This is a genomic window from Micromonospora fiedleri (assembly GCF_016774385.1).
Lineage (GTDB): Bacteria > Actinomycetota > Actinomycetes > Mycobacteriales > Micromonosporaceae > Micromonospora > Micromonospora gifhornensis.
In genome coordinates this window covers 198,209-215,523 of record NZ_JAETXL010000009.1, presented here as the reverse complement: position 1 = coordinate 215,523, position 17,315 = coordinate 198,209, and the positions used below count along the sequence as shown (strand labels likewise).

At 71.2% G+C, this 17,315-nt stretch carries 16 protein-coding genes; 2 read left to right on the top strand and 14 right to left on the bottom strand.

Translation table 11 applies throughout. From position 1 onward, the window contains the following. Positions 1–2 precede the first annotated feature (2 nt). From JMF97_RS24445 to JMF97_RS24415, 7 genes are all read right to left on the bottom strand, one after another. Positions 3–1,397: an RICIN domain-containing protein gene (locus tag JMF97_RS24445; RefSeq protein WP_203223633.1), complete on the bottom strand. Its 1,395-nt coding sequence runs from the start codon at positions 1,395–1,397 to the stop codon at positions 3–5. Positions 1,398–1,522: 125 nt separating this feature from the next. Next, complete coding sequence (locus JMF97_RS24440) at positions 1,523–3,106, bottom strand: hypothetical protein (protein WP_203223632.1); 1,584 nt, start codon at positions 3,104–3,106, stop codon at positions 1,523–1,525. A gap of 18 nt (positions 3,107–3,124) precedes the next feature. Beyond that, complete coding sequence (locus JMF97_RS24435; RefSeq protein ID WP_203223631.1) at positions 3,125–3,406, bottom strand: YciI family protein; 282 nt, start codon at positions 3,404–3,406, stop codon at positions 3,125–3,127. Then, a complete protein-coding gene (locus JMF97_RS24430) occupies positions 3,403–4,725 on the bottom strand; it encodes a helix-turn-helix domain-containing protein (RefSeq protein ID WP_203223630.1) in 1,323 nt (440 codons plus the stop codon). The genes JMF97_RS24435 and JMF97_RS24430 overlap by 4 nt, the downstream gene beginning before the upstream one ends. Positions 4,726–4,768: 43 nt before the next feature. Beyond that, positions 4,769–5,530 (bottom strand): SDR family NAD(P)-dependent oxidoreductase, encoded by a 762-nt coding sequence (locus JMF97_RS24425; RefSeq protein ID WP_203223629.1) that lies wholly within the window; start codon positions 5,528–5,530, stop codon positions 4,769–4,771. Beyond that, complete coding sequence (locus tag JMF97_RS24420; RefSeq protein WP_203223628.1) at positions 5,527–6,507, bottom strand: alpha-ketoacid dehydrogenase subunit beta; 981 nt, start codon at positions 6,505–6,507, stop codon at positions 5,527–5,529. Before JMF97_RS24420 ends, JMF97_RS24425 begins: the two co-directional genes overlap by 4 nt. After that, on the bottom strand, positions 6,500–7,435 hold the full coding sequence (locus tag JMF97_RS24415; protein WP_203223627.1) for a thiamine pyrophosphate-dependent dehydrogenase E1 component subunit alpha: 936 nt from the start codon (positions 7,433–7,435) through the stop codon (positions 6,500–6,502). Before JMF97_RS24415 ends, JMF97_RS24420 begins: the two co-directional genes overlap by 8 nt. Positions 7,436–7,563: 128 nt before the next feature. Here JMF97_RS24415 and JMF97_RS24410 point away from each other — a divergent pair, with 128 nt between their 5' ends. After that, the gene (locus JMF97_RS24410) at positions 7,564–8,694 is read left to right on the top strand and encodes a mandelate racemase/muconate lactonizing enzyme family protein (RefSeq protein ID WP_203223626.1); all 1,131 of its coding nucleotides are present in this window, start codon (positions 7,564–7,566) and stop codon (positions 8,692–8,694) included. Between the two features lie 65 nt (positions 8,695–8,759). On the opposite strand, the gene JMF97_RS24405 is transcribed toward JMF97_RS24410, so the two are convergent. The 6 genes from JMF97_RS24405 to JMF97_RS24380 all read right to left on the bottom strand — a co-directional run bounded on the left by JMF97_RS24405 (position 8,760) and on the right by JMF97_RS24380 (position 14,612). Next, positions 8,760–9,206, bottom strand: coding sequence for an L-rhamnose mutarotase (locus JMF97_RS24405; protein ID WP_203223625.1), 447 nt, complete (start codon positions 9,204–9,206; stop codon positions 8,760–8,762). Beyond that, positions 9,203–10,036: a carbohydrate ABC transporter permease gene (locus JMF97_RS24400; RefSeq protein WP_203223624.1), complete on the bottom strand. Its 834-nt coding sequence runs from the start codon at positions 10,034–10,036 to the stop codon at positions 9,203–9,205. Before JMF97_RS24400 ends, JMF97_RS24405 begins: the two co-directional genes overlap by 4 nt. Further along, positions 10,033–10,992, bottom strand: a complete 960-nt coding sequence (locus JMF97_RS24395; RefSeq protein ID WP_013733401.1) for a carbohydrate ABC transporter permease — start codon at positions 10,990–10,992, stop codon at positions 10,033–10,035. Before JMF97_RS24395 ends, JMF97_RS24400 begins: the two co-directional genes overlap by 4 nt. Before the next feature lie 63 nt (positions 10,993–11,055). Further along, positions 11,056–12,357 carry an ABC transporter substrate-binding protein gene (locus tag JMF97_RS24390; protein ID WP_238360029.1) on the bottom strand — a complete coding sequence of 434 codons (1,302 nt, stop codon included), beginning with the start codon at positions 12,355–12,357 and terminating at the stop codon, positions 11,056–11,058. A gap of 15 nt (positions 12,358–12,372) precedes the next feature. Next, a complete protein-coding gene (locus JMF97_RS24385; RefSeq protein ID WP_203223623.1) occupies positions 12,373–13,377 on the bottom strand; it encodes a Gfo/Idh/MocA family protein in 1,005 nt (334 codons plus the stop codon). Further along, the gene (locus tag JMF97_RS24380; protein ID WP_203223622.1) at positions 13,374–14,612 is read right to left on the bottom strand and encodes a M20 metallopeptidase family protein; all 1,239 of its coding nucleotides are present in this window, start codon (positions 14,610–14,612) and stop codon (positions 13,374–13,376) included. Before JMF97_RS24380 ends, JMF97_RS24385 begins: the two co-directional genes overlap by 4 nt. A gap of 113 nt (positions 14,613–14,725) precedes the next feature. Between JMF97_RS24380 and JMF97_RS24375 the strand changes: the two genes are divergently transcribed. Beyond that, positions 14,726–15,565 (top strand): amidohydrolase family protein, encoded by an 840-nt coding sequence (locus JMF97_RS24375; protein WP_203223621.1) that lies wholly within the window; start codon positions 14,726–14,728, stop codon positions 15,563–15,565. 259 nt (positions 15,566–15,824) lie between these two features. On the opposite strand, the gene JMF97_RS24365 is transcribed toward JMF97_RS24375, so the two are convergent. Beyond that, on the bottom strand, positions 15,825–17,243 hold the full coding sequence (locus JMF97_RS24365) for a glycoside hydrolase family 62 protein (protein WP_203223620.1): 1,419 nt from the start codon (positions 17,241–17,243) through the stop codon (positions 15,825–15,827). Positions 17,244–17,315: the final 72 nt, after the last annotated feature.

Below are 17,315 nucleotides of genomic sequence, written 5' to 3'. Positions count from 1 at the left end.
GGTCAGGAGAACTGGGCGAAGAACCGCCAGATCTCACCCTTGGTCCAGGTGGTGACGCCGCTCTCGGCGTACGTGCCGTCCACCGGCCCGGGCATGTGCCCGTTGTCGAAGGCGGCCCACTGCACCGGGTAGCCGGCCCGGCAACCGGAGTACGCGGTGGTGATGTGGGTACGGCTGCCCGCCCCCGGCTCCGGCGGGTTCTGCGCGGTGCATCCGTTGTTGCGGACGAACGTGTCGCGCAGCGACCGCCCCTGGCCGATGCTCAGCACGTTGTCCGAGATGCCGTGCAACCCGAAGTACGCGATCGGCTGCGAACCACCGGAACAGCCGCTGATCTGCGCACCGGCGATCACCGCGACGGCCCGGAACACGTCGGCCCGGGCACAGGCGAGGGCGTAGCTCATGCCGCCACCCCAGCTGAAGCCGAGCGCGAAGCGCTGCCGCGGGTTGACGCAGAGGGCGCTCTCGATGTGCCTGATCATGTCGTCGACGAAGACGACGTCCTCACCGCCGGCGTTGCCCCAGCCGTTGCCGAGCCCCTGCGGGGCGACCAGGATGGCCGAGTTGTTCGACTGTTCCTGCTGACCGTAGTAGGACCAGGCGGCGCCGCTGGTCCCGCCCGAGGAGACGTCCTGCATGGTGCCGCCCCGCCAGTGGAAGCCGAAGATCAACCGGTAGGGGTTGTTCTGGTTGTAGTTGGCGGGCACCCGCAGGATGAACGACCGGCTCTTGCCGCCGCTGGAGATCGTGTGCGTGCCGCTGTTCAGGGCGGGCGCCTTTCCGCAGCCCGTGCCACCCGTGGGCGGTGGCGGGGTGGTGCCCCCGCCGTCGACGCGGACGAGCTGCCACTGCTGGTTGGCGCCGTTCCAGTCGGCGTACTGCACGATGTTGCCGCCGTCGGCGGTGGACGCGCCCTGCACCTCCACGACCTTGTTGCTGTGCCGGCTGATCAGCCGGACGTGACCGCCGTCGGAGTCGGCCAACCGGAACTGCTGGTTGGTCCCGTTGTGATCGGTCCACTGCACGATCGCCGCGCCGTCGGCGGTCGAGAAGTTGTAGACGTCGAGGACCTTGCCGGAATGCCGGGACTTGAGTCGGTAGAAGCCGCCTCCGGAGTCCACGAACTGCCACTGCTGGTTGGCGCCGTTGTTGCGGGTCCACTGGCTGATCCGCGCGCCGTCGGCGGTCGACGAGGCGTACAGGTCCAGCGCCTTGCCGCTGTTGCGGTTCACCAGGACGTACCAGGCGTTGGTGTCAGGCGTGGCTGCGGCGGCCGGGGCGGCGTGCACCGCGACGAGGGCGCCGGCGGTCAGGACGGCGGCAGCGACCGCCGCCAGTCCCGACCGCCATCTGCGGCGTGGTGGAGAGGCGGGACGGGCCTCACCGATGACGTTCATGGCCGACTCCTTCGATCGGGGTCTCACCCGGGGCGTGCGCCCGAGCGTGCCCGGCCGGGCCGGCATGGTGGTGGCGCCGGCCAGGCAACCCAGCCATCGAAAGCTAACTATGAAAACGTCATACGTCAAACGACAGAGGTCTGTCCGGCGGAGTGGGCGTGCCGGGCCGCCCGCTCGGCCAGCCACAGCCAGCGTCGCTGCACCTCGCCGCTGGTGGCGGCGACCATCGCCAGGGCGTCGCCACGCACCTTGCCCAGCGCGTCGGCGTCGGCCGTCGGGGCGTCCAGCAGGGCCGCGCCGTCGCGGAACGCCTCCGCCTCGGCCGAACCGCCGAACCGGGGGGCCACCTCGTCGCGCCAGAAATCGGCCCAGGCCAGCTCCGGGTTCCAGGAGAACCGGGCGTACGCCAGGTAGCTGACCTCGTTGGTCGGGTGGTACGCGGACGCCTCGGCGAAGATGGTCAGCCCGCGCATGCCGGCGGCGGCGGTCCGGGTCGCCATGTCGGTGTACATCTCCGGCACCCAGGAGTGACGCTGCCGGTTCCACTGCGACCCGGCGTGGGTGCGAAGCACGTTCGTGGTGTGCGGCAGCGCCGCCACGTGCTCGGCGGTCAGCCGGTCCCGGTTGTCGTACCAGAAGCCCCGGTTGACGCAGTACTGGTAGGCCACGTCGTCGGGCAGGTCGGCCAGGGGGCGCTGCGCCTCCAGGTCGAAGATGTTGTCCCAGTACACCTCGACCAGGTGCCGCAGCGGCACCCCGGCCGGGCCGGTACGCCGGGCCGTGTCCAGCAGGGTCGGGTACACCGACCGCATCGCCTCGTACGACCAGGAGGTGCGCTCGCCACCGGTGTGCGCGGTGCACCGCGCGCAGGCGCAACTGCCGTAGTCACCGGTCTCGAAGTTGATCCCACCGACCGGCAGGGTGTCCAGCAGCCAGTCGATGGCGTCACGGTTCCAGGCCAGGTTCTCCGGCTGCGACGGGCAGGCGGCCATCATGTACTCGCTGGCCGGGAAGTGCAGGTCGCCGAACTCGTCGATGTCGAAGCCGACCTTCTTCGGCAGCTCGGCCGCCAGGTCGGGGCGCTGACGCAGCCAGGTGGCGAGGTTGTACCGGTGCCGGCCGTCGAAGTAGACGCCGCCGTAGGCGTTGATGCCCACCCCGGCGATGATCCGTACGCCCCGGGCGTTGGCGTACTCGCACAGTTCGCGGGCCGCCTCGACGCCGCCGTGGGCGTCGCGCAGCAGCCCGTACACCACGATCCCGCCGATGCGTTCGGCGCTGCAGAAGTCCACCAGCCGCCGGTAGTCGGCCCCGAAGGCGTCGGCGCCCTTGGCGTACGGGTTCAGCGCGCCGATCTCCTGCAGGCCCAGTTGACGCAGGTCCCAGTTGGTGGAGTGGTCCCAGGTCCACAAGGTACGCAGCGGCAGCCCGGGGGCGCTGTCGTAGGTCCCGACGGGCAGCCCGGCCGGGGTGGCCCGGGCCAGCAGGTCCCGCACGCCGTAGATCAGGCCGGCGAACGGGTCACCGACGATCCGGACCTCCCCGCTGGCCGGCACCTCGACCCGGAAGCCGCCCTCCGGCAACGCCGGGTCGGGCGTGAGCCGTACCGGCTGGGTGCCCTGCCCCAGCGCCTCGACCAGCAGCGTGGCCGCGAACGGCGCGTGTTCGGCGCCGAGCACCTGGACGCCGGAGAACGGACGGTACGACATCATGACCTCCCGAGGGACTCAAGGGGTGGCGGCGAGGTAGTCGACGACGTCAATGGCCGTCCACACCCCGTTGCGCCAGTAGGGATCGTGTTCGACGAGGGCGCGGGCCGCCGCCGCGTCGGCCGCCCGCAGCACGAGCACGGAGGCGCGCAGGTCGGCGTGGGCTCCGGCGATCAGGGCGGTGCCGTCGGCCAGCAGGTGCCGCACGTACGCCAGGTGGGCCGCCCGGTGCGGCTCGCGGCGCACGGCGGCGTCGGCGGTGAAGGTGGCGGTGACCAGCCAGGTCTGTTCGAATTTCACGCGTCCGCCCCGATCGCCCCGACCAGGCGTTGCAGGGCCACCCGGTAGACGGTCTGCGGCCGGCCCGCGCCGGTGCTGACGTGCACCCCGACCTCCTCGGCGAACCCGGCGGCGCGCAGCGCCTTGAGCAGCCGGCGCGCCGATCGGGCCTCCACCCCGTACGCGTCGGCCAGTCCTCGGGCGGTGACCTGGTTCGGGTCCATCTGGTGCAGCGCCTCCAGCAGCCGCCGGGTGGACAGCGGGCCGAGGCGCAGCTGCTCGGAGACGCGCAGCACGCCAGGGGCGGTCTCGCGCAGTCGTTGCTTGACCGCGCTGCCCCGGGTGGAGTAGATCTCGCCGTCCGGGAAGACCACGTGCGTGTCGCCGCTGCCCCGGCCGAGGGCGAGCGCCTGGCGGGCGTTGGCCTCGGCGGCGGCGATGGTGGTGCCGGCGCCGAAGCCGACGGTGTGTTCCCCGTCCACTCCGCGCAGGGTGAGCAGGGAGGCGTGACCGGCCCGGTGGCGGGCGATGGCGCTCTCCACGGTGCCCCGGGTGGTGGTGATGACCAGGGTGCGGTCGTCGATGGTGTTGAGCCGCCCGCGCATCCGCTCGGCGTGCTCCAGCAGCGCCTCGCGCAGCCGCAGCCGCTGCCGTTCCGCCTGGTACGGGTCCTGCGGCCGGGTGGCCGACTCGGACACCTCGATCATCATCACCGCGATCTGGGTGGCCCGGGACTGGCGTACCTCGGCGGCCAGCCAGGCCCGGCGCAGCGCGTCGCGCACCGACGCGCGGGTGTGCTCGACACGCCACACCGGCACCCCGCGTTCGCGCAGCTCCCGGTGCACCGCGCCGAGGCAGGTCAGGCACGCCTCGACCGCCCCGGATTCGTACCGCTCGCGGTGGTAGGCGGTGACCTCGGCCAGGGAGGACAGCAGCAGACCCGACGAGTCGGCGATGGGCAGGATGTCGGTGGGCGGGGCCAGGTCGATGTCGTGGTACGTCTCCCGGACGGTGTCCGCCTCGATGGTGTCCACACTGACCCGGGGCAGCTGACCGGCACCGGCCAGCAGCATCCGGGACAGGGTGCGGTACAGGTCGATCCCGGCGTGCCGGATGTAGTCGATCTCGGCGCGCAGCCCACCGGCCGCGGCGGCGAAGGAGTACGGAATACGCCCGGTGAACAGCAGCACCTGACACAGGTCGTCCAGCTCGCGAGCCAGCTCGGGAGCCTGCTCCGGGTCGGTGTACGTGCGGACGCTCACCTCCTCCGCGCGGCCGTCCCCGGCTGCCACCTCCTGCACGAGCCGGATCGAGTCCTCCGGGCCGATGATCCCGATCACGCTGCCGCCTCCACGTCGTCGCCCTGTCTGCCGGTCGGGCTGCTCAGCCGGTGTAGACGGTGCCGGCGACGCCGGCGCTGGCCGTCGAGGCCAACAGCACCAGCACCGACGCCACGTCCTCGGGGCGGCCCAGGGCCGCCTCGATCCGGGCCACCTGGGCACCGTTGACGCCGTTGGCCCGCGCCTCGTCCAGCGACCGCCGCATCAGCGGGGTGTCGATGTCGCCGGGGCAGAGGGTGTGCACCCGGATCCCCTGTGGACCGAGGTGGCGGGCCAGCGTCAGGGCCAGGCCGTGCAGTCCTCCCTTACTCGCGCCGTAGGGTACCGACCCGGATCCGTTGAGCACGCCGGCCTTGGAGCCGACCAGCACGAGCACCCCGTCACCGCCGGCGAGGTGCCGCACGGCGTGCTTGGCGACGAGGAACGGCCCGGTGAGGTTGACCGCGATGACCTGCTGCCACAGGTCCAGTGGCAGGTCGGCCAGCTCCGTGCCCTGACCTCGCATGACGCCCGCGACGTGCAGCACCGCGTCGATTCCGCCCAGCTCGGCGGCGACCGCGTCGAGTGCCGCGGACACCTGCGCCTCGGCGGTCACGTCGACCGGATGGGCGCAGGCGGTCGCCCCGGCGGCCCGGGCCTGCTCGGCGGCGTGGGCCGCGCCGGCGGCGTCGGCGTCGAGCACGGCGACGGCCGCGCCGGCCGCGGCAGCGGCCCGCACGGTGGCCAGCCCGATGCCGGAGGCACCGCCGACGACGACCACCCGACGGCCGGTGAGCAGGCCGGCCGCCGGGGCGACGCCGGTCACCGGCGGACCGTCCGCCGGACCGCCTCGACCACGTGCGCCGCCTCGGGCACGACGGCCTTCTGCAACGCCGGTGCGGCCGGCATCGGCACGTCCGGCGCGGCCACCCGGGCGACCGGGGCGCGCAGGTCGGTGAAGCACTCCGACGCGGCCCGTGCGGCGATCTCCGCGCCGAACCCGCCGGTCAGATTCGCCTCGTGGGCGACGACCAGCCGGCCGGTACGGGAGATCGAGGCACCGACGGTCTCGAAGTCCAGCGGGTTGAGCCAGCGCAGGTCGATCACCTCGGTCTCGATGCCCTCGGCGGCGAGTTCGTCGGCGGCGGCCAGTGCCGCCGGGACCATCCGGGACCAGGCCACCACGGTGGCGTCCCGGCCGTCGCGGACCACCCGGGCCCCGCCGATCGGCTCGACCGGCGCGTCGGTGCGGACCGGACCGCGGGTCGGGTAGAGCATCCGGGCCTCCGCGACCACCACCGGGTCGTCGCTGACCACGGCGGTCCGCAACATCTGGTACGCGTCGTCCGGGGTGGACGGCAGCGCCACCCGCAGACCCGGGGTGTGCGCGAGGTACGCCTCGATCGACTGAGAGTGCTGGGCGCACGCCCCCGGCGAGTACCCCTGCTGCATCCGGATCACCAACGGCGCCTTCCACCGGCCGGCGCTGGAGTAGCGGATGTTGGCGATCTGGTTGACGATCTGGTCCATCGCCACGAAGGTGAAGTCGGCGTACATGATCTCGGCGATCGGCCGCAGGCCGGTCATGGCCGCGCCGAGCGCCATGCCGAGGAAGCCGGTCTCCGAGATCGGGGTGTCGAAGATCCGCTCGGAGCCGAACCGCTTGTGCAGCCCCTTGGTGGCGCCGAACGGTCCACCGGGCAGGGCGACGTCCTCACCGAAGTAGACGGTGTCGGACCGGCTGTCCAACGCCCAGGTGAGCGCGGCGTTGACGGCCTGGATGTACCGCAACGACTCAGACATAGACGTACTCCTTGACGGTCGCCGGGTCCGGGTACGGCACGGCGCGGGCGGCGGCGATGGCGGCGTCGACCTCGGCGGCCACCTCGGCGTCGATGACGTCGAGACGGGCGGCCAGGTCGGCGTCGGCGGCGGCACGGATGCGGGCCAGCGGCTCGCGTTCCCGGGCGGCGGCGACCTCGCCGGCCGGCCGGTAGTGCTGCACGTCGCCGCTGTAGTGGCCGACGAGACGTTCGGTCATCGCCTCCACGATGGACGGGCCGGAGCCCTCCCGGGCGCGGGTGACCGCCTCGCCGACGGCCTCGGCGACCGCGTCGGTGTCGTTGCCGTCGACGACCCGGCCGGGGATCCCGTACCCGGCGGCCCGCTCGGCGAGTTGACGGACGCGGACCATGTCCTCGATGCGGGACATCTCCGAGTAGACGTTGTTCTCCACCACCAGGACCAGCGGCAGGTCCAGCACGGCGGCCATGTTGAGCGCCTCGTGCACGTTGCCCTGGTTCATCGCGCCGTCGCCGATGCTGACCAGCGAGACCGCGCCGCTGCCGGTGCGCTGCGCGGTGAGCGCGGCGCCGGTGGCGATCGGCACTCCGGCGCCGACGATCGAGTTCTCCCCCACGAACCAGCGGCCCGGGTCGGACAGGTACGGCGACGCGGCCCGACCGCCGTTGACGGCCGAGTCGCGGCCCATCATCTCGGCGAACAGCCCGGCCATGTCCACACCGCGGGCCAACGCCCAGCCGTGCCCCCGGTAGGTCGCCGTCACGTAGTCACCGTCGCGCAGTGTGCGCGCGGCACCGACCGGGATGGCTTCCTGCCCGTTGCACAGGTGGATCGAACCCGGAATCTCACCGGCGTCCTTGAGGGCGGTCAGCCGCTCCTCGAACCGGCGGATCCGGGCCATCGCCCGGTAGTCGTCCGGCAGACCCATCACACCCCCTGAAGATTTAGAGCCCTATTCCGGCTCGTTCGGATTGGAGCCTAGACCAGGGGCATCATGCTATGGAAGAGTGCAGGAGCAAGTTTGTGGCCGTTATAGGTCTCTAATTTGGGGGCAGCATGGAGATCACCGCCGTCGAGTCGGTGGTGCGGGGCGACGCGCACTTTGTCGCGGTACACACGTCGTCCGGGCTGGTCGGCGTCGGACAGTCCGCCTGCTGGGGCTATCCGGGTGCCGTGCACGCGGTCGTGGAGACGTTCCGCCCGTACCTGCTCGGCGCCGACCCGAACCGGATCGAGCACCACTGGCACCACCTCTACCGGATGGGTCCGTTCCGGGGATCGGTGCTCACCGCCGCGGTCTCCGCGATCGACCTGGCGCTGTGGGACCTGCTCGGCAAGCGCCTGGAGGTGCCGGTCTGGCAGCTGCTCGGCGGCCGGGTACGCGACCGGATCCGGCTGCACCTGCTGCTGCCCGGCACCGGCGCGCAGGCCCTCGCCGAGCAGGCTGCCGCGGCGGTCGCCGACGGGTTCACCGCGGTGAAGTTCGATCCACTGCCGGCCAACTACGGTGACCTGTCGCTGGCCCGGCTGGTCGCCGAGACGGAGGCGACCACCGCCGCCGTCCGGGACACCGTCGGCCCCGACGTCGACCTGCTCATCGAACTGCACCGCAAGCTCACCCCGTTGCAGGCCGAGGCCGTGGTGCCGGCGGTCGGCCGGTTGCATCCGCTGCTGGTCGAGGACCCGATCCAGATCGACAGCGTGAGCAGCCAGGCCGAGGTGACCCGCCGGGCGCTCGGGGTGCCGATGGCCAACGGGGAACGGCTGCACACCATCTGGGAGTTCAAGGAACTGCTGGCCCAGGGCGGCGCCCAGTACGTGCGCCCCGACCTCGGTCTGGCCGGCGGAATCAGCCACGCCCGCAAGATCGCCGCGCTGGCCGAGTCGTACCACGCGGCCGTGGTCAGCCACAACTGCCTCGGGCCGCTGCTCACCATGGCCTCGGTGCAGCTGGACACCGCGATCCCCAACTTCGTGACCCAGGAGTACTCCCCCCTCGACGACACCCTCGCCGACGGCCCGGCCCGCGCCTGCGTGCGCCGCCAGGGCGGTTTCCTGCCGGTGCCCGAGGCACCCGGTCTGGGCGTCACCCTGGACCTCTCCGACGAGACCCCGCTGGACCTCACCGGACGTCCCCTGACCCGCATCCCCTACCGCGCCGACGGCTCCGTCGCGTACGCCGTGTAAGGACGCGGTGCAAGGAAGGGCCCCCTCCTAACGCCTGCGGCATAGGAGGGGGCCCTTCTTAACACCTAGCCAGGCGGGCAGCCGGGGTGGTGGAACACCGGGTACGCCCACAGTGGCTCACCGTCGGCGTCGGCGATCTCGGCGAACAGGTGGGCCAGCGATGCCGACCAGCGCGCCTGCACCGGCGAGGCACCGGTGACCCGGCGGGCGTGGTCGAAGCCCCACCGGGTACGCAGCACACAGATCAGCAGCAGGCCGTGCCGGTAGATGTGGTAGTCGTACATCCCCGCCTCGTCGAGCAGGGCCGCCATCTCCGGCCACAGCTCGGCGTGCCGGCGCTCGTACTCGGCCTCCGCCCCGGGCCGCAGGCGGTACAGGTAACACACCTGCGTGCCTGGCCCGCGGGCCGGTCCCGTCCCCGATGTGGTGCCGGAATCGGGGACGGGACCGGGGCCACCGGCACCCGGACTGCGCGGATAGTCCGGGTCGGGGCGATGCACCGGGTCGCTCACTTGCCGGAGCCGGCGAGCGCGCCGGAGATGAGTTGCCGCTGGAACACCAGGTAGATGATCAGCACCGGCAGCAGGGCCACGATCAGACCGGCGCTGACCAGCGGCACCGACACGTCGTACTGGCCGCTGAGCAGGGAGACGCCGACCATCAGGGTCTTGGAGTCCGAGCCGCCCATGATGACCAGTGGCAGCAGCAGGTCGTTCCACATCCAGACGAAGTTGAAGATGGCCAGTGCGGCCAGCGCCGGGGTGGCGATCGGGGCGAGCAACCGGAACAGGATGGTGAAGTGTCCGGCGCCGTCGACCCGGGCCGCCTCGATCAGCTCGTCGGGCACCTGCTGGAAGTAGCCGGCGAGCTGGTAGGTGCCCAACGGCAGGCCGAAGGCCGCGTACGCCAGGATCAGGCCCTGGTACTCCCCGGACATGCCCAGGTCCAGCACCGTCTGGTAGAGCGGGTAGATGATCGCCTGGCTGGGGATGGTCAGGGTGACGATGATGAACAGGAAGACCAGCTTGCCGCCGCGGAAGCGCAGCTTGGTCACGGTGTACGCGACGAGCATCGCGGCCAGCACCGACAGCACCAGCCCACCGACCGTGGTGACGATCGAGTTGAGCAGCAGCCGGGGCATGTTCATCCGCTTGAACGCCTCGACGTAGTTGTCGAAGGTGATCCCGGACGGCAGTCCGAGCGGATCGCGGGCGAACCCGGTCTGCGTCTTGAGCGAGCTGACCACGGTGAACAGCAGCGGGTAGAGCGCCGCCACCGCGACCACCACCAACGCGAAGACCAACAGGTAGCGCCCGATCTGGGCGGAGTATCGCCGGTTCATCGCGGCTTCCGGGTCCCCTCTTTGAACATGTGCCGCACGCTGAAGACGGAGATCAGGGCGACGAAGACGAACAGGGCGATGCCGATGGCCGAGCCGTACCCGCGGTCGAGGAACTGGAAGGTGGTGAGGAAGACCAGGTACTCGGGGAGCATGGTGGCGTCACCGGGGCCGCCCTGGGTCAGCGCGTAGATCAGCGGGAAGAGCCAGATCAGCACGCCGGAGGCGCAGAGCACGCTCCAGTACGCCACGGTCGGACGCAGCATCGGCACGACCACGGAGAACAGCCGCCGCCAGAAGCCGGCGCCGTCGAGGTACGCGGCCTCCAGCACCTCGTCGGGAATGGTGGCCAGCCCGGCCAGGTAGGTCATCACACCCAGGCCGAAGAAGCTCCACAGCGCCACCGCGACGAGTGAGAACAGGGCGCTGTTGCGACCGTTGAGCCACTCGAGGGCGAGCGGTTCCAACCCGACCGTTCGCAGCAGGGCGTTGATCGGTCCGTCCGGCGCGAGGATCTGCCGGAACATGATGCCGACCACGATCGGCGCGATGGTGTACGGGATGAAGTAGACGGCCCGGAAGAACTTCCAGCCCGGTGCCCGCTGGTGGATCAGCACCGCCAGCACCAGCGGCACCACGATCCAGACCGGCAGGGTGGCCACCACCAGCAACGCGTTGCGGAAGCTGGCCAGCACCATCGGGTCGTCGAACATGCGGGTGTAGTTGTCGAATCCGGCGAAGGAACTGTCACCGAACCCGCTGGAGGATTCGAAGCTGGTGGTGACGCCCCGCACCAGCGGCACCAGCTTGAAGGTGAACGCCAGGGCCAACGCCGGCAGGACCAGCAGGGCGCCGAGCCACCACTCCCGGGCGTGCCGGAAACGCCGGGTACGGCGTACCGGCGCAGGTGGCGTCGTCGCGGCGGCCGGCTCGGCGGCCGGCGCGGTGGAGATGCTCATCGGGTTGTCCTCCCCCGGGAAGCTGGCGGGTGGGGTGGCGCTGGGCCACCCCACCCGATGCGACTAGTTGCCCTGCTTCTTCGTCGGGCTGCGCTCCAGCGCCTGCTGCATCTGGTCGGCCCACTTGTCGACGGTGAGCTGGCCGAGGGTGACCTGCTGCCAGCCGCGGGCCAGCGCGTCGGCCTCCGGGCCGGAGAGCATCACACCTGCGTGCAGGGTCGGCTCGGCGATCAGCTCCTGGATCTTCTTGAAGGCCGGCGACTCCGGCAGCAGCGCCGGGTCCACGTTCTTGTTCAGCGGCTGGCCCTTGGCGTACTTCACCCAGAGCTCGCCGTTCTCCTTGCCGGCCAGCCAGGTGATGAACTTCAGGCCGGCGTCCTTCTTCTCGCTCCACTTGGTCACGCCGTAGACGGCGCCCTCGATGCCGGAGAACTTGCCGGCCAGCGGCGCGGACGGGTTGATCGCCGGCCAGCGGGTGACGCCGAGCTTGTCGTCGCCGAGGGCCTTGCCGAACGCCTCCCAGTTCACCGCGTCGGAGATGATGGTGCCGGCGAAGGCGGCGTCACCGCGCTGGAAGATGTCGGCGCCGTCGGGCAGCATGGTGATCGACGGGGCGTTCTTGTTCGCCCAGCCCTTGGTGGTGATCTCGGCCAGCTTCTCCAGGACCTGGACCAGCTTCGGGTCCTTCCAGGACAGGGTGCCGTTGAGAATGCCGCGGATGTCGTCCTCGGTCAGGAAGTTGCGGGCGATCTCCGGGAAGTCCCAGTACGCCGGGAAGGTGCCGGACAGGCCCAGGGCCAGGCAGGTCTTGCCGGCCTTCTTGATCGCCTCGCAGGCCGCCCCGAACTCGTCCCAGGTGGCCGGCGGGTTCTCCGCGTCCAGCCCGGCGGCGGTCAGCACGTCCTTGTTGTAGTAGAGGACGTTGCCCTGGTAGGAGAAGGGCACGCCGTAGCAGGGCTTGCTGGTGTCGAACTCCTCGCAGGCGCCGCTGTAGGTGACCAGATCCTTGTTGATCTCGGCTGCCTTGTCGCCCAGCGGCGTGTACGCCCCCCGCCGGTCGAACAGCTCCAGGCCGGCGTTGTTGGCCATCACGTCCGGACCGGACTGCGAGGTGATGTACGGCCCCTGCACCTCGGGGTACTTGTCGAACGGGACCGACTGCAGCTCCAGCTTGATGTCCTGGTGGCTGGCCTCGAAGGTGCTCTTCACCTGCTGCCAGTACTCGGTGCCACCCGGCTCCCAGGTGAGCACCTTGAGGGTCACCGGCCCGTCGGCGGCGTCGTCGCCGCCACCACCGCAGGCGGCGAGCAACGCGGCGGTGGCCACACCGGCGGCGAGGACGCCGGTCAATCTACGTCGAAACATCGGCGCAAACTCCTGTCAGGAAAGGGGTTCGGGGGAGATCCGACGAGGCGCGCCACCGGCGGCGGCACTGTCGGCCATGGCCGTGGCGACCTGCACCACGTGCAATCCGTCGGCGAGCGGGACGACCGCCGCCGACTCGACGCCGGTCACCTGACCGACGAAGTGGCGCAGTTCGGCGGCGAGTGCACCGCCGCCGTCGACCGGCGACAGCAGCCAGTCCGGCGCCTCGGTCTGCTCGCCCTGGACGAGCAGCGTGGGGTGGCCGAGGTCGACGTGTGCGACCCCGTCGGTGCCGTACACCTCGACCAGGTCCGAGGTGTGGTTGGGAGTGTGTTCAGGCAGGAGGTAGCTGTTGCGGATCGACGACACGACGTCGTTGGCGTGCCGAAGCTCCGCCCACACCAGGACCGGCGTCGCCGATCCGGGTCGGGTCCGGGCCGCCGCGCGGACCTCGACCACCGGCGACTGGGCGTACCAGATGGCCAGGTCGATGTCGTGCACGGCGGTGAGTAGGGCGGGGTGCTCGTCGGGGAAGAGCCGGCTGAGGGTGCGCGGCCGGTCCCGGCGCGAGGAGATGGCCAGCACCTGACCGAGTCGGCCGGCGCGGACCGCGTCGTACAGCGCCCGGTGGGGTGCGCTGTGCCGCAGGATGTGTCCCGGCTGGCAGAGCACCCCGTGGGTGCGGGCCGCGGCGACGATGGCCTCGGCGTCGGCGACCGTCGCCGCGAGGGGCTTCTCCACCAGGACCGGCACGCCGGCGGCGAGCAGCGCGACCGCGACGTCGCGGTGCGCGGGACCGGGCACGCAGACCGACGCCGCCTGCGGCGTCCCGGCGGCGAGCAGCTCCTCGACCGTGCCGTAGGTGCGGGTCACGTCGTGCTCGGCGGCGACGTGCCGGCGTACGCCCGGGTTCGGGTCGACAAGCGCGGTCACCGGCACCCCCAGGGACCGGTACGCGGCGACGTGCCGCAGCCCGAAGGCTCCCGCGCCGATCACGGCGACCTCCGCCCGCTCGCTCATGCCGCCACCGCCGCGGTGTCGGTGTCGTCCCCGGCGGCGGCCGGGGTCGGCACGGAGGCGATGGTCGGGGCGGTGAGTCGGCCGTCCAGGACGGCCCGGGTGAGCCGCTCCAGCGCGTTGACGCCGTATTCGAGGCAGCGCTCGTCGACGTCGAAGGAACCGGAGTGCAGGGGCGCGCCGCCCCGCTCGCCGGTGACGCCGAGCTTGACGTACAGGCTGGGGCCGAGCGCGCCGAGCAGCGCGAAGTCGTCGGTGGTCAGCGGCGGCACCGCGAGGTCGACCACCTCCACCAGGTCGGGCAGTTCGGTGTGGGCCAGCGCGACGAGTTCGGCCGCGTTGCGTACCGGGGGCATCTCGTTGGCCCAGGTGAAGCGGACGCCGAGGTCGAGCGCGGCGGCCTGCTGGCGGGCGACCCGCTCGATGACCACCTTGAGCCGCTCGCGGGTGCCCTCGTCGAGGGTCCGCAGGGTGCCGGTCGCTTCGGCGTACGCGGCGACCTGGCTCTGGCTGGCGCCGCCGGAGATGGTGCCGATGTTGAAGGCCACCAGTTCGTCGGCGTTGCGGGACCGGGCGACCGCGGCGTGCAGCAGGTTCACGATGCCGCTGAGGCCGAGGATGGCGTCGCGGCCCAGCGCGGGGGTGGCGGCGTGCGCGGCCCGGCCGAGCACCTCGATGCGGAAGGCGTCCTTGGCCGCCATCGCCGTGTGCCGGTCCACGCCCAGCGTGCCGACCTGCAGGTCCGGCCAGCAGTGCAGGCCGAGTACGGCGTCGAAGCGGCGACCGCGCAGGGTCTCGTGCAGGAGCGCGGCGGCGGCACCGGAGGCCTCTCCGAAGGGGATCTCCTCGGCCGGCTGGAACAGCACGGCGACCGAGCCCCGGGCCGGTGGCGCGGCGGCGAGCCGGGCGGCCACTCCGTAGGCGACGGTCATGTGCACGTCGTGTCCGCAGGCGTGGCAGACCCCGGGGTTTGTCGACGCGTACGGCTCGGTCTTGGCGTCCTGGACCGGATAGGCATCCATATCGGCCCGAAGAAGGACCGTCGGTCCCGGAAGCGCGCCTTCGAGCTCCAGGAGCAGTCCGGTGCCGGCGATCCCGGTGTGCACCCGACCGAACGGCTGGAGCTTCTCGGCCAGCGTCACGGCTGTCTGATGCTCGGTAAACCGCAGCTCCGGGTGACGATGAAGCTGACGCCGCAGCCGTACCAGCTCCTCGACCCCGTCGTGTCCCAGCTCCACCCAGCCCACTCCTCGCTCGCGGCCTGCAATCCGGACCTAATTGAGACAAGAACCTAAAGCCGGGGGGCGGCCACGTCAATAACCAGGCCAGATTTGGGTTATCGTCCGTGACCATGGACCTCGCTGACGCCCACCTGCACCTGTTCGCCAACGGCTACCCGGGCCGCTACGGACGCTCCCCCGCCGGCACCGAGGAGCTGGCCGCATATCAGGACATCCGCCGCGTGCACGGCATCGATCGGGCGCTGGTGGTGGGCTACGAGGGCGAGGAACACTTCGCCGGCAACAACGACTACCTGGCCTCGCTCGTCGGCAGCCATCCCTGGATCGCCCCGGTCGCCTACGTCTCACCAGATGGGCCGGCAGAGGGCCAACTGGCCCGCTGGTGGGCGGCCGGATTCGTGGGCGTCTCCGCCTACCTCGCCGACACCGAGCAGGCCGACCGCTTCGCGGCCTGGCTGACCACGGCGGCCCCGCAGCTCACTGCCGCCCGGACGCTGCTCAGCCTCAACGCCACCCCGGCCGCCACCGCCCGGCTCGGCACCGCCCTGGCCGGGCTGGACGCCTGCCCGGTGCTGTTCAGCCACCTCGGACTGCCCGGCAGCCGTCCCACTCCCCCGACCGCGCAGCAGGCGGCCGAGGCGTTGGCACCGCTGCTCGACCTGGCCCTGCTGCCGCAGGTCGGGGTGAAGGTGTCCGGCCTCTACGCGGTCAGCGAGCCCACGCACGCCTGGCCGCACTCCGCCGCCCGGCCCTTCATCGACCTGTTGCTGGAGCGCTTCGGTAGCCGGCGGCTCTACTGGGGCTCGGACTTCCCGCCCAGCCTGGACCACGTCTCGTTCAGCCAGACCATGGAACCGGTCGGCCTGGAGCAGCTCTCCCGCACGGAGCGCGCTGACATCTTCGGCGCGAACCTACGGCGCGCCCTCGACGGCGTCCGGGCGGCGCGCTGATGGCGGCGATCCGGACGGTCCTGCTCGACCTGGAAGGCACCCGGTACAGGGTGGTCGGGCCGCCGGTCATCCGACCGTGCAGGTGCGCACCGGCAAGTACGCCGAGGGGCTGACCGGCAACGCCGACCACGAGGTGGACTCGGGGCCCGACCTACTCGCGCTGCTGCGCAGGCTGATCGCCGCATGACGTGTCGGGCGGGCTCGGCTGATTGCCGAGCCCGCCCGCCTTTCACGTCATCGGCGGGACGGTGTCACCTGGTCAGCGTTGCAGGGTGAGTACGCCCGGACGGTAGGGCAGCAGGCCGTAGTCGCCGCCGGAGTTCGGGGCACGGCCCTGGTAGAGCAGTTGCAGGTTGCAGGGGTCAACGGTCATCGTCTGGTCGGCGTTGGAGCGGATCAACTCGCCGTGGCTGATGTCGTTGGTCCAGGTCGCGTTGCTGTTGGCCTTACCCGCGAACGGGTTGCTCTCCGACGCGGCCTGCGGCGTCCACGTCCCACCCAGACTCGTCGCGGTGAACGACCGGAAGTAGCGGCCCTGCGACCCGATCGCCTCCACCAGCATCAGGTACCGGTTCTGACCCTGAAGCTTGTACACCTGCACACCCTCGAACAGGTTGTTCGTGGTGTCCGTCATGATCGTCGTGTAGTTCGACCCGAAGCTGCCCGGGAAGTTCCCGATCGGCATGCTCGCCCGGTAGATCCGACCGTTGTCACCGGCGAAGAACAGGTACATGTTCTGGTCATCACCGATCAACGCCTGATCGATCGGCCCGGTCCCCGAGTTCGAGATGCTGCCGGTGAACAGGGTCTGATGCGCCGACCAGCTGTTCACATTCGCCGGGTTCGTCGACGTCCGGTACGAGAACGCCGGCCCACCCCACTGGTAGGCGAGGACCCAGATGTTGCGCGGCGCGAAGTAGAACAACGACGGCGCCACAGCCGCGAACGGCATCTGGTTCTGACTCGCCGAACCCATCTGGTTCCAGTTCGAGAACAGACCGAAGTTCATCGAACCCCACGTCGTGCCCGTGTCGTGGGTGGTGGCGTAGACCAGGTGCTGACCGTTGTACGGGGCGTGCGTGAAGTCCTTCAGCGACACCCAACCGGCCCGGGGCTGCGCGAGCGCGCCGGTCGACGACCACCGGTACGACGACGGCAAGTTGCAGGTGCCCGTCGGCGGCGGAGTCGTCGGGGGCGGGGCGGTCGGCGGCGGAGTCGGCGGCGGCGGAGTGGTGCCGGGTGGCGGGGTGGTGGGGGTGGTGCCGCCGGTGCAGGTCACGCCGTTGAGGGCGAAGCTGGTCGGCACCGGGTTGCTGCCCGACCAGGACCCGTTGAAGCCGAACGAGGTCGACCCGTTGGTCGGGATGGTGCCGTTGTAGCTGACGTTGCGGGCGGTGACCGCCGACCCGCTCTGGGTCAGCGTGGTGTTCCAGAACTGCGTGACGGCCTGCCCGGCACCGAACGACCACGTCAACGTCCAGCTGGTCACCGGGTCGCCGAGGTTGGTGATCGTGACGTTGGCGCCGAAGCCGTCCTGCCACTGCGACGGCACCTCGTACTTCACCGCGCAGCCGGCAGCCGCCGCACTGGCCGGCAGGGCCACGATGGCCGCCGAGGACGCCAGCAGCGCGACCCCGACCGATGCCAGGTACATATTGGTTCGTCTGGATCTGTGCATGGCGCAACCTCCCGGCTGACATGACCGCATCGCATTGTCGAAGGTCGATGCAGGTTAACGTTAACAGCTGCG

Coding starts and splice junctions, on each gene's coding strand:
- JMF97_RS24445 (WP_203223633.1), bottom strand. CDS start 1,397: ATGAACGTCATCGGTGAGGCCCGTCCCGCCTCTCCACCACGCCGCAGA.
- JMF97_RS24440 (WP_203223632.1), bottom strand. CDS start 3,106: ATGTCGTACCGTCCGTTCTCCGGCGTCCAGGTGCTCGGCGCCGAACAC.
- JMF97_RS24420 (WP_203223628.1), bottom strand. CDS start 6,507: ATGTCTGAGTCGTTGCGGTACATCCAGGCCGTCAACGCCGCGCTCACC.
- JMF97_RS24415 (WP_203223627.1), bottom strand. CDS start 7,435: ATGGGTCTGCCGGACGACTACCGGGCGATGGCCCGGATCCGCCGGTTC.
- JMF97_RS24410 (WP_203223626.1), top strand. CDS start 7,564: ATGGAGATCACCGCCGTCGAGTCGGTGGTGCGGGGCGACGCGCACTTT.
- JMF97_RS24400 (WP_203223624.1), bottom strand. CDS start 10,036: ATGAACCGGCGATACTCCGCCCAGATCGGGCGCTACCTGTTGGTCTTC.
- JMF97_RS24395 (WP_013733401.1), bottom strand. CDS start 10,992: ATGAGCATCTCCACCGCGCCGGCCGCCGAGCCGGCCGCCGCGACGACG.
- JMF97_RS24390 (WP_238360029.1), bottom strand. CDS start 12,357: ATGTTTCGACGTAGATTGACCGGCGTCCTCGCCGCCGGTGTGGCCACC.
- JMF97_RS24385 (WP_203223623.1), bottom strand. CDS start 13,377: ATGAGCGAGCGGGCGGAGGTCGCCGTGATCGGCGCGGGAGCCTTCGGG.
- JMF97_RS24375 (WP_203223621.1), top strand. CDS start 14,726: ATGGACCTCGCTGACGCCCACCTGCACCTGTTCGCCAACGGCTACCCG.
- JMF97_RS24365 (WP_203223620.1), bottom strand. CDS start 17,243: ATGCACAGATCCAGACGAACCAATATGTACCTGGCATCGGTCGGGGTC.